The sequence below is a fragment of the Bradyrhizobium amphicarpaeae genome (assembly GCF_002266435.3).
GTDB classification, from domain to species: domain Bacteria; phylum Pseudomonadota; class Alphaproteobacteria; order Rhizobiales; family Xanthobacteraceae; genus Bradyrhizobium; species Bradyrhizobium amphicarpaeae.
In genome coordinates, this window is sequence record NZ_CP029426.2 from 5,076,183 (window position 1) to 5,091,973 (window position 15,791).

Sequence of the window (15,791 nt, forward strand, 5' to 3'; positions counted from 1 at the left end):
TTCGCTGAAACTTCGCCCGCCGTTTTCGGCGCTCGCAATACGGCCTTCGTGTTCAAATGATTGGGTACGCAACACTATTGGGAAAAAAGAAGCAGACTATTCGGCGCTTCGGATCACGCAACTGTTGCGCGATGGGTCGCGGGCCTTCTAGTGGTCGCGCCGGATCAGGCAAGGTTCAATCTGACGTAGCAATTTTACAGGGATTTTTGCGCGAGGGAAGCGTGCTTCATGCGTCGCGAACGGAATCGGGGATGGCCGACGGCGACAGCCAGCTCCCAAGCGAGATCGCAAACGCATCGTTGACGTCGAGAACCCGACCAAACCTCTCCGCCGTAACGGAAGGTTCAGCCGGCGCTGCGTCGATTCGACGCGACCGGCGCTGTCAGCTCAGCAGAAAGCCGTGTCCCTGCAAGTTGTGAACAAAATCGGCCAGAATGTCGTTCACGGCCGCGTCGTGACTGCCCGACTGTTGTGTCCACAACTCTGACGCAGTCGGCAAATTGATCGGTGCGGGCATGGCGTCCGGTACCTCGGACGCGGTGGCCAACGAAGTCTCGCTCTGGGTGAAATTGAACGCAAAGCCATCACCGGAGGTCCCGAGCCCCGCAGTCGCGGGCGGCGCTGCGCCGATGGTGCCGTCGCCATTGAGATCCTGGTGAAGCGTCGGCTCCAGCGCCTTCAGCGCGGCATCGGTCCCCAGCATCTCGGGCGCCGAACCGAGCGTCCTGAGGAAGTTGCCATTGCTGTCCGTGCTCCACACCGAATAATGGCCACTCGACGAGTCCTTCCAGACCGCGTCATAGCCGCCGCCGGACACCTGCTCGGCGCCGATGACCTTCCACGTTCCCCAGTCGGCCGCGATCACCGCAGAGCCCGCATATTTCAAGGTAGGCCCAGTGCCGGTGGCGATGCTGTCCATGTGGTAGTTGCCGCCGGAGAGGACCAGGCGAGTCGATCCCAGCGACTCGATCGTAGTGCCGCTGGAAACGGGGGTGCCGATCGTGCCGTCGCCGTTGAGGTCCTGTTGCAGCGTCGGCTCCAGTGCCTTCAGCGCGGCATCGGTGCCCAGCATCTCGGGTGCTGAACCGAGCGTGGCCAGGAAGTTGCCGTTGCTGTCCGTGCTCCACACCGAGTAATGGCCGCCCGACGTATCCTTCCAGACCGCGTCATAGCCGCCGCCGGACACCTGCTCGACGCCGATGACCTTCCACGTTCCCCAGTCGGCCGCGATCACTGCGGAGCCGGCATATTTCAGCGTAGGCCCGGTGCCGGTCGCGATGCTGTCCATGTGGTAGTTGCCGCCGGAGAGCACCAGACGTGTCGATCCGAGCGCCTCGATCGTGGTGCCGCTGGAAACGGGGGGGCCGATCGTGCCGTCGCCGTTGAGATCCTGATGCAGCGTCGGCTCCAGCGCCTGCAGCGACGCGTCGCTCCCCAGGACTTCGGGGGCAGCGGCAAGCGTGGTCTGGAAGTTGCCGGTGCTGTCCGTGCTCCAGACCGAATAATGCGCGTTCGCCGAATTCTTCCAGACGACGTCATAACCACCGCCCGCCACCTGCTCGGCGGCAATGACCGACCACGTGCCGTAATCGGGCGCGTTCACGGCAGAGCCGCCAAATTTGAGGATTGGCGCGGTGCCGCTCGAGATGTCGGCCAGGTAATAGGTGCCACCTGACAAGACCGTTTTGGTCGAGCCGAACGCCTCGACCGTGACGCCGCTGACGGCGGGGGCAACGGGGACCCCGATGGTGCCGTCGCCGTTGAGATCCTGGTGCAGCGTCGGCTCCAGGGCCTGCAGCGACGCATCGCTCCCCAGCACTTCGGGGGCAGCGGCAAGCGTGGTCTGGAAATTGCCGGTGCTGTCCGTGCTCCAGACCGAATAGTGCGCGTTCGCCGAATTTTTCCAGACGACGTCATAACCGCCGCCCGCCACCAGCTCGGCGGCAATGACCGACCACGTGCCGAAATCGGGCGCGTTCACGGCAGAGCCGCCAAATTTGAGGATCGGCGCGGTGCCGCTAGAGATGTCGGCCAGGTAATAGGTGCCACCTGACAAGACCGTTTTGGTCGAGCCGAACGCCTCGACCGTGACGCCGCTTACGACGGGGACCCCGATCGCGCCGTCGCCGTTGAGATCCTGATGCAGCGTCGGCTCAAGGGCCTGCAGCGACGCGTCGCTCCCCAGCACTTCGGGGGCAGCGGCAAGCGTGGTCTGGAAGTTGCCAGTGCTGTCCGTGCTCCAGACCGAATAGTGCGCGTTCGCCGAATTCTTCCAGACGACGTCATAACCGCCGCCCGCAACCTGCTCGGCGGCAACGACCGACCACGTGCCGAAATCGGGCGCGTTCACGACAGACCCGCCAAATTTGAGGGTCGGCCCGGTGCCGGTCGAAATGTTGTTCAGGTAATAGGTGCTGCCGGATAGGACCGTGCTCGTCGAGCCGAACGCCTCGATCACGATCACCAGGCTGGAGCTTGCGACGGTGCCGTCGGCGAATTTGAAGTACTCGATACTCGTGGCGGTATCGGTGCCGTCAGGAGAACCGCTGCGCAGGTCGACCAGGGTGAAGGTCTGCGTGGTGGCGCTATACGAAATCGTGTAGCTCGCCCGGCTGCCCGAATACACCGCGGTGTCGGTGCCCGAGCCGCCGATGATGGTATCGTTGCCCCCTCCGCCGGTGATCGTGTCGTTGCCGCCGCCACCGTTCAGCGTATTGGCGATGGCGTTGCCGACGATGGTGTCGTTGCCGGATCCGCCGATGGCGTTGTCGATGTAGGAGCGTGCGTCGCCGTTATAGAGATAGGAGTTGTAGACGTTGCCCGACGCGTAATGGCCATCGCCGAGATAAGCCAATTGCACGGAGGAGAACACCGACGAGGCGCCGGGATTGAGATTGATGCTCAAATTCGTCGTGTAGTTCGACAGGTCGAATGTATCGACGCCGCCGCCGTCCCAGACCGTCTCGTAGATGCGGTTGGCCGAGCCGCCGACGCCGCCACCCGGCGCGAGCTGCCCGACGCCGTTGATGGACTCCTGCCCGGTGGTCGGATTCCAGGTGTAGACGGTGTTGCCGCTCTGGGTCCCGTAATCCGCGCCGTACATCGTCTGCAACGCGAGGATATCGTTGGCCATATAGGTCTGCGAATATCCGTACGCTTCGTTGGTGTAGCCGGACGTGGTCGAACCGCCGACATAGCTGCGATAGCTCATGACGGTGTATTCGCTGTCGTCATGCGCGCTCGGCACCGCGACATTGGCGGGGCCACCGGTCTCCTGGCTGTGCTTGAGGCCGAGAGCGTGGCCGAGCTCGTGCAGCGCGGTGGTGAAGTAATAATTGCCGAGCTTGGCCAGCGAGAAATTGTACTGGGTGCCGAACCAGACGTCGCCGCCGGAGGCGTAGTTGCCGGGATAGTAGGCGTAGGCGGTCGGATTGGCCGCCGGCGACTGCGCGACCATGATGTCGGCGCCGTTCGTGCCCGCATACTGGATGTCGGCGTTGGTGTAACTGAGGATCAGCCCGATCGCGTAATTGATCGCCGCCTGGATCTGCGTGGGCACTGCTGAGAAGCCGGACGTCGTCGGCTCGCCGTTGCCGCCGCTATAGGGATTGGCGTAGTCGCTCGTTGCGTCGGGAAAACTGTAAGTGATCGTGCCGGACCATTTGGCACCCGACAGCAGGCCGTCGATCTCGGCGTTGTTGGTGGCACTGACGTTGACGGCGGTAGCCAATTGACTCTCCAGAGCAACCCATCGCGCGTGATTCGCCGCAACGGCACATAATTTTAGCTTGAGAGTTGAACGTTTGGTTTAATTTGGGCAGCGGCGCCCGCCCTCTTCCATAAGGCCTCGTTAGCCATCAAATCCCGTAGTCATACGGGACCCGGCAGCGGCCTCGGGTGCCGCGGCGCCCGTAATTTGCAGGGATTTCATGCCACGACGTTCACGCTCCGCCGGCCTGTTTGGCGCCCTGATGGCGCTCGCCGGACTGGACCATCAACCCTTCGGAGGACTGCCTGTCATGGTGGAAAAGGCCAAGGCGGACGACAGCGGCAAGGCGGCGCATGCGCCCACCATGCCGATGGCCCGCGATCCCGCCGTTGCGGTGGCGGAGGAATATGAGGCCGCCCGCCGCAAGGGAACGCGCCAAGCCCTCGAGCTCTTCATTGCGCGCCATGGCGACGATCCCCTGGCCGAAAAGGTGCGCGCCGAATTGAAGCGCCTGTCGCGCTGATCGGTCAGCCACTGCATCAGGCATGGCATCAGGCATGGCATTTCGGCAGGCGGCATCGGCGCCGGGCCGGCTTGCCGGGTGATCTTTCGGCACTATGGTAGGCCCGCAATCTGTCCCGGAGCCTCTCAAAATGCCTTTTCCGCATGCCTCAGAAGCCCTGTCGCGCTTCACCGTGCTCGATCTGACCCGGGTCCGCTCCGGGCCCACCTGCGTGCGGCAGCTGGCAGACTGGGGGGCCAACGTCGTCAAGATCGACGCGCTGACCGAGGATGCCGGCGGCGAGCAGCCGGGCGGACCTCGCCGGGGTTCCGACTTCCAGAATTTGCACCGCAACAAGCGGGCCATGACGCTGAACCTGAAGGACGCGCGCGGGCTCGCCGTATTCAAGCGCCTCGCCGCCAAGGCCGACGTCGTGGTCGAGAATTTCCGGCCCGACGTGAAGAAGAAGCTCGGCATCGACTATGAGAGCATCGCCGCGATCAATCCGCGCATCGTCTATGGCAGCATCTCCGGCTTCGGCCAGGACGGCCCCTACCACAAGCGACCCGGCTTCGATCAGATCGCGCAAGGCATGGGCGGGCTGATGTCGATCACCGGGGCGCCGGGCGAAGGCCCGATGCGGGTCGGCATTCCCGTCGCCGACCTCACGGCGGGCCTGTTCTGCGCCCAGGGCATCCTCACCGCGCTGCTGGAGCGCGAGGTCTCGGGCAAGGGACAGTGGGTGCAGACCTCGCTGCTGCAGGCCCAGATCTTCATGCTCGACTTCCAGGCCGCGCGCTGGCTGATGGAGAAGGAGGTCGCCAAGCAGGCCGGCAACAACCACCCGACCAGCATTCCGACCGGCGTGTTCAGGACGTCGGACGGCTATATCAACATCGCCACCACGGGCGGACGGATCTGGGAGCGCTGCGCCCAGGCGATCGGCGCGCCGGAGCTCTATAGCCATCCCGACTATGCGACGGCGCCGGCCCGCTCCAAGAACCGCGACGCGCTCAACGCCGAGATCGAGAAGCGCACCTTGACGAAGTCGACCGATAGCTGGGTCCGCGAACTCAACGAGGCCGGCGTACCCTGTGGGCCGATCTATGCCATCGACCAGATGTTCGAGGACGCGCAGGTCAAACATCTCGGCATCGCCCAAGATGTGCCCAACGACGAGGACCGCCACATCCGCCTGGTCGGCCAACCCGTGACGCTGTCGCGCACGCCGAGCAAAATGGTGGCGCGGCCGCCGGATTTCGGCGAGCAAACCGAAGAGGTCCTGAAGGAGTTCGGTCTCAGCGCGGACGAGATCGTACAGCTGCGGGATGCCAAGGTGGTGTGAGAGTGCATCGCCTGACGAAAAAAGCCCGGCGCGCGCGCCGGGCCTTTTGACGTCGGATGGCTGCGCCGCCGCTCAAGTCCCGCTGAAGCGGTAGTTCACGCCAAAGCGCAGGATGTTGTCGGTGACGCGCGAGCGATAGCCGACGACGAGCGGCGCGCCGCTGAGCGCGATCACGGGCGTTGCGAGCGAGCCCGACACCGTTCCGAGATCGACATGGAGATATTCGAGCCGGGCGCTCCAATTGTCGGCGAAGGCGCCTTCGACGCCGGCACCCGCGCTCCAGCCGAATTTGGTGGTGCTGCTGCTGAAGCTTGCTGCAACCGGTGTGAACGTTCCGCCGTCTGCGCCGGGGAAGCCGCCGACATTGATTGCGCTGACACTGCCCGAGGTGGAGACGCGGCCATAGGCGAGACCGCCGGTGCCGTAGAGCAGCACACGCGGCGTCACGGCGACGCCGAGCCGGCCGCGGACAGTGCCGAACCAATCGAGCTTCTGGGTGAGATCGAACGTCACCGGCAGCGCGGGATCGAACGTGTTGTCGCCGCGATGGCCCGGCGTGCAGACGCCGTCCTGCACACCGTCAGGCGCGCCGGCGCACAACGCGCCGAAACGGCCCTTCTGTCCGCCGCCCTGGAAGTCGGCTTCGAGACCGACCACGAACATGTCGCGCTGCCAGTTGTAGCCGATCTGTCCGCCGCCGATGGCGCCGTTGAGATCAAACGTGCCAGCGCTCGAGCTCAGCCCTGTGCCGGTCCTGCTGTCGATGAAATTCGCTGTCGTGGAAGAGCGGCCCCAGCCATAGCCGAAATTGATGCCGGCGTAGAAGCCGCTCCAATTGTAGCCGGGATCCGCTGCCGCCGGCGGCGACTTGGTATGGATGTGCGGTACCGCCAGATCGGCGGCGAAAGCTCGCGGCGCGAGCAGCATGGCGATCGCGGACGCAACCAGCAGAGTTCGTGTCATCAATCTTCCCTCGAGAAACGGCATTGCCTGACCGCGGACGCGAAGATGCGCGAGCGATTCAGTGCGGCAACACTAGGGAAGAGCCGTTCGGCTCGCGTCCTGCGATCGAATGTCGGTCGTTTGGAGGAGTGGCGCGCGATTGCAGCAAGGCGAACACGGGGCGAGGCCGATCAAGGATCGGACAGAAACGACAAAGCCCGGCACGAGGCCGGGCTTTGCTTCTTGTTTGACGCCTTTGTCGGTTCAGTATCTCGCGACCACCGGGCTGTCGAATTGGTAGTTGATGCCGGCGCGCAGAATGTGGTCGGTGAAGTGTGACGAGACGCTGGCGCTGATCGGAAGCGTCGGCGCCAGGGTAAAGTTGCCGGTCGAGAAGCGGCCGAGATCCATGTAGAGATATTCGAGCTTCGCGCTCCAGTTCCGGGTGATCTTGCCTTCGACGCCCGCGCCGACGGTCCAGCCGACGCGCGTGGTCGAGCTCGAGCCGACCGAGGCGATCGGACCGAACGGCGCGACCGTGGTGAAGCTCGACAGGGTGCCGGTGGTCTTGATCTCACCGAAGGCGACGCCGCCGGTGCCGTAGAACAGCACCTTGGGGGTGGCGAGGATACCGACGCGACCGCGAACCGTGCCGAACCACTGGAGCTTCTGATCGATCGCCAGGGTGGTGCCGGCGAGGCCGCCCGGCGGAAGGAACGTAAAAGTGGGAAGACAGGGTCCGGCGACTGGCGCGGCGGCGGTGCCGACGCAGGAGAAGGCAGCGCGGCCCTTTTCGTCCGACCATTGCAGGTCGCCCTCGATGCCATACACCCAGTTGGCGCTCTGCCAATTGTACCCGGCCTGGCCACCAGCAATGGCGCCGTTCATGTCGAACGAAGCACTGGTGATGGAGCCGGCGGGCGGCGCGATCGGCACACCGGTTCCGGAATTGAAGTAGGAGGCGTCGGAGCGCGAGCGGCCCCAGCTGTAACCGGCATTGGCGCCAACGTACCAGCCGGTCCAGCTCCAGACCGGATCCATCACCGGCGCCTTGACGTAGGGACGCGCCGCAAGATCGGCAGCCATCGCACCCGTCGCGAACAGCGACAGTGCCGCTGCCATTCCAATCACGATCCGCTTCATGGGTAACCCCTCCGCACGATTTTGTGATTGGAAACATATGCCAGCTTCGGCCCCAAGGCTGTGCCGCGACGGCAACATCGCGAAACAATCGCGGCGTGTGGCGGCCCGGACTACAACGACATCGCCCGCGCAAGCAATTGAAATCGAAAGACTTCTGCTTACGGCGACGTCGCCTTTGCCCGCTGCGTCAGTCCGACGCGGGCCAGCAAGCCATCGATCACCGGCCAGAACAGCAGCACGATCGCCAGCGTCGTGATCGAGCCGACCAGGCCGTTCGACCAGAACACCTTGAGGTCGCCACCGGAGCCGATCATCGACAGGCGGAAGGCATCTTCGGCGCGATTGCCGAGCACGAGCGCGAGTGTGAACGGCGCCAGCGGAATGCCGATCTTCTTGAAGACGTAGCCGACCACGCCGAAACCGAGCATCAGCCAGATGTCGAACATCGCATTCTGGATCGCGTAGGCACCGATGGCGCAGGACACCACGATCATCGGCGCCACCGCGGCGAACGGCACGCGAAGGATCGAGGCGAAGACCGGCACCGTCGTCAGCACCAGCACGAGGCCGACGACATTGCCGAGATACATCGAGGCGATCAGGCCCCAGACGAAATCCTTGTGCTCGACGAACAGCAGCGGACCGGGATTGAGCCCCCACACCATCAGGCCGCCGAGCAGGATCGCCGCAGTGCCCGAGCCGGGAATGCCAAGCGCCAGCATCGGCAGCAACGCCGCGGTGCCGGAGGCATGCGCCGCCGTCTCGGGCGCGAACACGCCCTCGATGCGGCCCTTGCCGAAGCTCTCGGGATCCTTCGAGAAGCGCTTGGCGAGGTTGTAGCCCATGAAGGACGCCGCGATCGCGCCGCCGGGGGTGATGCCGAGCCAGCAGCCGATGAAGGAGGAGCGCAGCAGCGTCGCCCAGTATTTCGGCAGGTCCTTCCAGACGCCGAGCACGACGCGCAGCGAAATGCTTGCGGCGTGCCCGCGCAGCGCCAGCCGCTCCTCCATCGTCAGCAGGATCTCGCTGATGCCGAACAGGCCGATGACCGCGACCAGGAAGTTGATGCCGCGAAGCAGCTCGGACGAGCCGAAGGTCATGCGCAGATTTCCCGACACCGTGTCCATGCCGATGCCGGCGAGCAGCAGCCCCAGCGACATCGAGATGACGGTCTTGTGCTTGGCCTCACGGCCGAGACCGACAAAGGAGCAGAAGGTGAGCAGATACACCGCGAAGAACTCGGGCGGACCGAACTTCAGCGCAAAGGACGAGATCATCGGTGCCAGGAAGGTGATCAGGAGCACCGCGACCAGCGAGCCGATGAAGGAGGACGTGAACGCCGCGGTCAGCGCCTCCGCCGCCCTGCCCTGCTGCGCCATCGGATAGCCGTCGAAGGTGGTCGCGACCGACCAGGCTTCGCCGGGAATGTTGAACAGGATCGAGGTGATCGCGCCGCCGAACAGCGCGCCCCAATAGATGCAGGACAGCATCACGATCGCCGAGGTCGGATCCATCGTGAAGGTCAGCGGCAGCAGGATCGCGACGCCGTTGGGGCCGCCGAGGCCGGGCAACACGCCGACGAAGATGCCGAGCACCAGCCCGACCATCATCAGCACGAGCGTCTTCCACGTCAGCAGGACGGCAAAGCCGTGGAGCAGGAGACCGAAAGCTTCCATCGTGAAACCGCCTAGCGGCCGAAGGCCGCTTCGAGCGGCCCTTTCGGCATGATGACGTCGAAGGCGACATCGAAGGTGACGAACATGATCGCCGTGAACACAAGAGCGGTGAGCAGCGACTTCCACAACGCGATCTTGCCGACGAGGCGCATGAAGCCGGAGATCAGCAGGAAGCTCGCGACATAGAGGCCGAGGAACTGCGTCACCAGGCAGAACAGCAACGTCGGCACGAACACCGCCAGCACGCGGCGGGCCTGTGCCCGCGTGACGAAGGTCTCGGCCCCCGCACGCCGCGTCAGCAGCGCCACGATCAGGCCGTAGAGACTGCCGCCGCCGAGGATGACCGAGAGATAGAACGGAAAATAGCCGGGTTCGGGCCCGGTCGAATCCCAGGACGCGCCGGTGCGCCAATTGTCGTAGCCGAGCGTGAAGGCCAGCGCCAGCAGCAGCAGACAGACGACAATCTCGACCGTGCCGGACGAGACGACGGAGGGCGAGTCGTCTTCAGGCGCGGTCGGATCGTCGACGACGATTTCAAGATCGGTTTGGGACATGCTTTGCCAAATCAAGTTGCGCTGTCATCATCCGCGAATGCGGATGATCCAGTATGCCGTGCAGAAGCCGTATTCGAGTTCTGTGCAATACTGGATGCCCCGCCCCCCGTGCGCAATTGCGCACCAGGCGGGGCATGACGCGGAGGATGTGCTTACTTCGCGACGAATCCGGCTTCGGTCATCAGCGACTTGTTGACGGCATCATCCTCCTCGAGGAACTGCACCATGTCCTTGCCGGTGAGGAAGATCGGCTTCAGCGCCTGCTTCTCCATGTAGTCCTTGTACTCGGCGGTCTGCGTCACCTTGTGGAACAGCTCGACATAGAACGCCTGCTGCTCGGCCGTCACCTTGCCGGGCAGGAACATCGCGCGCAGCATCAGGTACTGCACGTCGACACCCTCCTCCTTGCAGGTGGGGATGTCGGCCCAGGACTGGGTGTCCGTCACCTTGGTGGTGTAGGAGATGCGCTCCTTGTCGAACACGCAGAGCGGACGCACCTGGCCGGCGCGCCAGACTTCCAGATTTTCGGAGGGATTGTTGACGTTGGATTCGGTGTGGTTGCCGACCAGCTGGGTCGCGGCCTCGCCGCCTGACTTGTAGGGCAGATAGGAGAACTTTGCGCCGGTCTTCTGCTCCAGGAAGACGGTCAGCACGTGATCCTCGCGCTTGGAGCCGGTGCCGCCCATCTTGAACGGCGCGCTCGCCGCCTTCGCGGCCGCGACGAACTCCTTCACCGTCTTGGGGCCTGCGCTGTTGTCCCAGAGCACGAACTGGTCGAGCGCGACCACCGAAACCGGGGTCAGCTCACGCCAGTTGAACGGGATCTTGGCCGACAGCGGCAGCATGTAGATCAGCGAATAGGCGATCAGCACCTTGTTCGGATCGCCCTCGCTGGATTTCATGTACATCAGCGCTTCCGCACCCGAGGCGCCGCCCTTGAGCGAGACGACGATCGGCTGCTTCATCAGATTGTTCTTCTGGATCGCGGCCTGCATCATCCGCGCCATCTGGTCGGAGGCGCCACCCGCGCCCGCTGCCACCACGATCTCGACGGGCTTTGCCGGCTCCCAGCCGGCAAATGCCGGCGTGCCGCAAAGCGCGACTGTCAGCGCAATCGCGGCCTTCATTCCATGTCCCACGGGCGTCTTCCCTATCTTCTTGTTCGGATTGGAAATTCAAAGATGAATTCGACGGCCATTGTGCTGGCGAATTCGACCAAGTTCAAGCCATCCGATGTCATCCCCGTTATGACTTTGGAATGAGATGACGCGACGCAAAAAAGCGGGCTCCCCGCGGAGCCCGCCCCCTTGCGGCCTGGAGCTCGGCCCGCTGTCTACACGACCAATATGTCGTGCTGGTTGAGCAGCGCGCCGTTCTGGACGCTGACCAATGCGACCGCTGCGCCCTGGGTGCCGTCGGCGCTGTAATAGAGCGTCTGGTTGCCGGTGTCGAAATGGAATTGCGAGAAGCCCGAGAACGCATCGTCGCCTGAGGTCTCGAACGTCACGTCCATTCCTGCCGTCAGCCCGCCGCCGAATCCGCTCGCGGAGACGGCGATGCGGTCGTGCTCGGTGGTGTTGTTGAAGTCGCCGATCGTGCTCGGACCGGATGGCTGGAGGAAGGCGAAGGTGTCGTTGCCGCCCCCGCCGGTCATCGCATGGCCGCCGTTTGTTGCGATCAGCACGTCGTTGCCGCCGCCCCCGCTCATCGTCTCGCTCCCGTTGGTCGCGATCAGGATGTCATCGCCGCCCGTCCCGGTCAGCGCGCTCGCGCCGGCCGCGTTGTTGACGATCGTTGCCGTGGCCGCATTGGACGAGGTCGTCCCATCGGAGATGGTGTAACTGAACAAGCCGCCGAGCGACGCGTCGTCGGTGAAGGAGGCATCTCCGAACGCGAAGGCACTGCCCCCAGAGCTTGCCGTGATGCCGCCGAGCGAAAGATGGTCGATGGTGTCGGGGTCGGTGTCGTTCGAGGCGAGAGCCCAGCCGGGGATCAGGACCGTCGCGTTCGCACCGACATCGGTGATCACGGTTTCGCCGACCGCTGCCGGCGCATCGTTGGTGCCGTTGATGGTGACGGTAACATCCTGCGTGGTCGAGCCGCCATTGTTGTCGGCGATCGTCACCAGATAGTCCTGGGTCAATGTCTGCCCCTCGGCCAGGAACTGGATGTCGGCATTGTCGACCGTGAAGTGCCAGGCCAGCGATCCCGTGCCGCCGGCCTCGCTGACCGGATCGAGCGAGAACGTGCCGACATAGAAGCTGTCGATCGGCACGAAGCTCGCGCTGTGCGTGTCCCCTGTCTCGGCATCGGAGAACGACAGCGAGCCCGCCGTCGATTCGGTAGCGGGTCCCGTCGCCGGGCTGACGTTGACGGAATCGAGGATCATCCCGGTGTCATGGTTGTTGTAGGTGAACTGCAGCAGCGTGGACGACAACGCGCCGTCGCCGAGCAGATCGAAGGAATAATGGTTGACGCCGGCCGGCACGTTGCCGAGCGACAGGATCGTGGCGCCGTCCCACGACACCGTAAGCGGCGAACTGACGCTCTCGGGATCGCCGATGACGTCGAAGCTGACGAAATAGTGCTGGCCGGGCGTGGTCGCGATGTTCTGCGACAGCGTTTCCGGACTGCTCGTCGGCAACAGCTCGACCGAGTAATGGCCGAAACTGCCGCCGAACTCGAGCTGCGCGACGTGGATGTGGCCGCCACTCACCGTCCAATTGGCGAGATTGCCGGTCTCGAAATCGCCGTTGAGGATCACCGGCGGGCCGGCATCCTCGGTGACCGCTCCGCTGAGATTGGCCGCGGTGACGAGCGGATTGTCGTTGGCGCCGGCGATGTCGAAGGTGATCGTGGTCGAGGCCTGGTGGCCCTGGCCGTCATCGACCGTGAAGGTGAACTGGTCGGTGACGTTGTCGCCGGCGAGCAGCGCGTCAACCGACGCATCCGCGACATAGCCGTAGGAGCCGTCGGCGTTGAGCACCAGCGTTCCATGCGCGCCGACGACCGAATGGCCGACATTGGCGGCGCTGCCGTTGACCTCGGTGATGGTCCGCGGCGTGCTCTGGTCGACCGGTTGCGTGATGTCGAAGATGGCACCGTTTGCGATTCCCGCGCCTGCATCCGGGCCGGCGGTATCGGATGCCGCGATCGTCAGCGGCGTCAGGACCAGCGGATCGGCCGCGCCGTCGATGGTCACGGTGACGGTCTGGACCGAATTGACAAAGCCGTCCCAGACATTGACGTCGTATTGCACCGTCAGGGTCTCGCCGACGCTCAGGAAGTCGAGATCGGCGTCGGGAATGCCGAAAGTCCAATCGACGCTGCCGGTGCCGGTGCCCGTGGAATCATGCAGGACCGTTGCGAGCGCCGATTGAAGGTCCACCAGCGTCTGTGCCGGGGCGGCAAAGCTATTGGCCGACCACACCGCCGAATTCAGCACGACGCTGACCGAATGCGTATCCGACAGATCGACGTCGTCGAAGCTCAGCGTCCCCGTCGGCACCGGGCTGGTGGTGTCCGGCGTCTGCGATCCGGTCACACCGGGCTGCTCGGACAGTGACGCTGATCCCGGTCCGCTGGTGACCACCGGCGCGTCGTTGGCGCCGGTGATGACGACGGAAACGGTCTGCGTCGAACTGGTCGAGCCGTCCGCGACCTTGATGTTGTAGGTTACCGTCAGCGTCTCGTTGAACGCGAGATAGTCGAGATCGTTGTCCGCGATGGCAAAGTTCCAGTCGATGCTGCCGGTCCCGGTGCCCGTGGAATCGTGCAGTGTCGTCGTCAGCGCCGCTGCGAGATCCGCCTGCGTCGCGGCGGGCGGCGTCGGCCCTGAACTCGAATTCAGCGTGACCGTCACCGTGTGCGTATCGCTGGTGTCCTGATCGGTGAAGGCGAGCGTGCCCGCCGGGATCGTCGGCGTCGTATCCGGAACGGGGGAGCCCGTGGTGGCGTCCTGCTCGGCGACGGTGGAGGATTCCGGACTGCTCGTTATTGCTACGGGATGGTTGACGCCGAGGATAGTGATGGTGACGTCCTGGGTCGTGGAGCCGCCGTGACCGTCGTCGACCGCAACGTGATAGACGAGCTTGAGCGTCTCGCCGCCGTTGAGGAAATTGGTCGAGGAATTGGATAGCGCAAAATTCCAATCGACCTCCCCGATCAGGTGGCCGGTCGAATCCTGGAGCGCGGTGCCGAACGCAGCCAGCAATTGCGCATTGGTCAGGGGGATCGCGCCCCCACCTGAACGGGTCGCGGTGACCGTCGTCGAGACGGTATGCGCGTCGGCAAGATCGATGTCGGTGAAGAGCAAGCTGTCATGCGCAGTGAGATTGCCGCTCGGATCGACATTCTGATCCTCGACGAGAGCAGCGGACTCCGGGCACGACAGGAATAGCGGCTTGTCGTTGGTGCCGACCACCGTCACGGTGACCGTCTGCGTCGAGATCCCGCCGGCATGGTCGTCGAGCTGCACCGTGTAGGTGATGTCGAGATGCTGGCCCGCCGAAAGATAGTCGAAGGCGAGATCGGGCGCGGCGAAGGTGGTGTTGATGGTGCCGGTCGCGGAGCCGGACGTCTTGACGACGTTGTCGACGTGATAGAACGACATCAGCTCGGCGTTGCCGAACGGGCCCGGCAACAGGCCCGCAGTAGCGCCGGAGGCGGAGACGCCGATCACTGTCGCGGTGTGCCCGGTGTTTGCGAGGTCGTCATCGGTGAAGTTGAGCGCGACGTGAACAGTGTCGGGCGAGAGCGACAGCGTCTGATTGGTCTGCTCGGTGACGGTCGCCGCCGTGGTCATGTTCATCACCGGCTTGTCGTCGGTACCGGTGATGGTGATCTTGACGGTCTGGATCGCGAAGCCGCCGTGGTTGTCGAGGATCTTGACGTCATAGGTCAGAACCAGAGTCTGGTTCTTGGCCAGGAAGTCGAAATCCTGGTCCTGGTCGCTGAAATTCCATTTGAGCTGGCCCGAGCCGTTTGAATCGCTCAGGATCTGCGATTGCATCGCGGTCTGGAAATGCGCAAGCGAGGCCGCCGGGACGACCGTTCCCCCCGAGACCACCGCGGAATGCAGCGTCGCCGACGTCGTATGGGTGTCGGTCCTGTCGCTGTCCTTGAAGCTCATCGTCCCGGACAGCGTGTGCAGCGTGGTTGAATCGTTGAGGTTGGCAAATTCGGTGAAGCTGCCCGTCGCGGATGACGAGGTGAAAACCGGCGTATGGTTGGTCATGGAAAAATCCCTGCCTGCGTTGCCATGGAGGCGCCGCCGCATGAGAGCGCGGCGACGTGACTGATCGGCCTGAAAAATCAGACTGGACTCAACGGTCCTGCATCAAAGCGTTGGCTTAGGGTCTTGATCTAGGAGCTTGGGCTTGTTCGCGAGGACGTACCCGGGATGGTCGGCAGCAATGAAATTCTGGCGCGGCTCGCGTCGTCGAAATTACGTCGCTATGTCTTCGGTTCAATTTCAATTCAATGACGTCAGGTTGCAGCACGGCCGGTCAGAACGCTTTGCGGAATTCACGTCGGTCAATTCGATTGGACTTAAAATCACTTGCCGGCCGGCCTGTCGGCACGAAAAACACGACAAGGCATCATGCAACCTTTGCAATCTTATGCCCGAGTTCGCCGCGCCGTCAACGTAGACGCGTCACCGCGGGCGCATACAATTGCGGTTCCGGCGGACGGAACCGTTTGAAAGACTTACCTTAGTTTGAAATTTCAGCTCCGTTTGCCCAACGAAGGAAGACCGCCTGAAACAGCGCGTATGCTGCCGCCTTTACTTCGCTTCAGGGCAGAACGTCTAAATTTGGCGCGCGCCTTTCGTCCCCGCTCAGTGTCCGCGCATTTTACACAGATGACCGCAGGGAATGTGACCTTGCTCCGTCCACAGGCAACGCACAGCTTGGGTCGT

General features: G+C 63.8%; 9 protein-coding genes. 2 read left to right on the top strand and 7 right to left on the bottom strand.

The features are described from left to right. Positions 1 to 382: 382 nt before the first annotated feature. Entirely contained in the window at positions 383 to 3,730 is a 3,348-nt protein-coding gene (locus tag CIT40_RS23875; protein ID WP_094891430.1) for a M10 family metallopeptidase C-terminal domain-containing protein, read from the bottom strand. A gap of 199 nt (positions 3,731 to 3,929) precedes the next feature. On the opposite strand from CIT40_RS23875, the gene CIT40_RS23880 reads away from it, so the two are divergent. Both CIT40_RS23880 and CIT40_RS23885 read left to right on the top strand, forming a co-directional pair. Continuing rightward, positions 3,930 to 4,232, top strand: coding sequence for a hypothetical protein (locus tag CIT40_RS23880; RefSeq protein WP_094891429.1), 303 nt, complete (start codon positions 3,930 to 3,932; stop codon positions 4,230 to 4,232). Between the two features lie 130 nt (positions 4,233 to 4,362). Continuing rightward, a complete protein-coding gene (locus CIT40_RS23885; protein WP_162307647.1) occupies positions 4,363 to 5,556 on the top strand; it encodes a CaiB/BaiF CoA transferase family protein in 1,194 nt (397 codons plus the stop codon). A gap of 72 nt (positions 5,557 to 5,628) precedes the next feature. On the opposite strand, the gene CIT40_RS23890 is transcribed toward CIT40_RS23885, so the two are convergent. The 6 genes from CIT40_RS23890 to CIT40_RS23915 form a co-directional block, all read right to left on the bottom strand. Next, positions 5,629 to 6,519 carry an outer membrane protein gene (locus CIT40_RS23890; RefSeq protein ID WP_094891427.1) on the bottom strand — a complete coding sequence of 297 codons (891 nt, stop codon included), beginning with the start codon at positions 6,517 to 6,519 and terminating at the stop codon, positions 5,629 to 5,631. Between the two features lie 243 nt (positions 6,520 to 6,762). Continuing rightward, a complete protein-coding gene (locus CIT40_RS23895) occupies positions 6,763 to 7,641 on the bottom strand; it encodes an outer membrane protein (RefSeq protein ID WP_094891426.1) in 879 nt (292 codons plus the stop codon). A gap of 158 nt (positions 7,642 to 7,799) precedes the next feature. Then, on the bottom strand, positions 7,800 to 9,317 hold the full coding sequence (locus CIT40_RS23900; protein WP_094891425.1) for a tripartite tricarboxylate transporter permease: 1,518 nt from the start codon (positions 9,315 to 9,317) through the stop codon (positions 7,800 to 7,802). Positions 9,318 to 9,328: 11 nt separating this feature from the next. After that, on the bottom strand, positions 9,329 to 9,871 hold the full coding sequence (locus CIT40_RS23905; RefSeq protein WP_094891424.1) for a tripartite tricarboxylate transporter TctB family protein: 543 nt from the start codon (positions 9,869 to 9,871) through the stop codon (positions 9,329 to 9,331). Positions 9,872 to 10,023: 152 nt separating this feature from the next. Continuing rightward, on the bottom strand, positions 10,024 to 10,998 hold the full coding sequence (locus tag CIT40_RS23910) for a Bug family tripartite tricarboxylate transporter substrate binding protein (RefSeq protein WP_162307648.1): 975 nt from the start codon (positions 10,996 to 10,998) through the stop codon (positions 10,024 to 10,026). 206 nt (positions 10,999 to 11,204) lie between these two features. Next, entirely contained in the window at positions 11,205 to 15,107 is a 3,903-nt protein-coding gene (locus CIT40_RS23915) for a beta strand repeat-containing protein (RefSeq protein ID WP_244611835.1), read from the bottom strand. Positions 15,108 to 15,791: the final 684 nt, after the last annotated feature.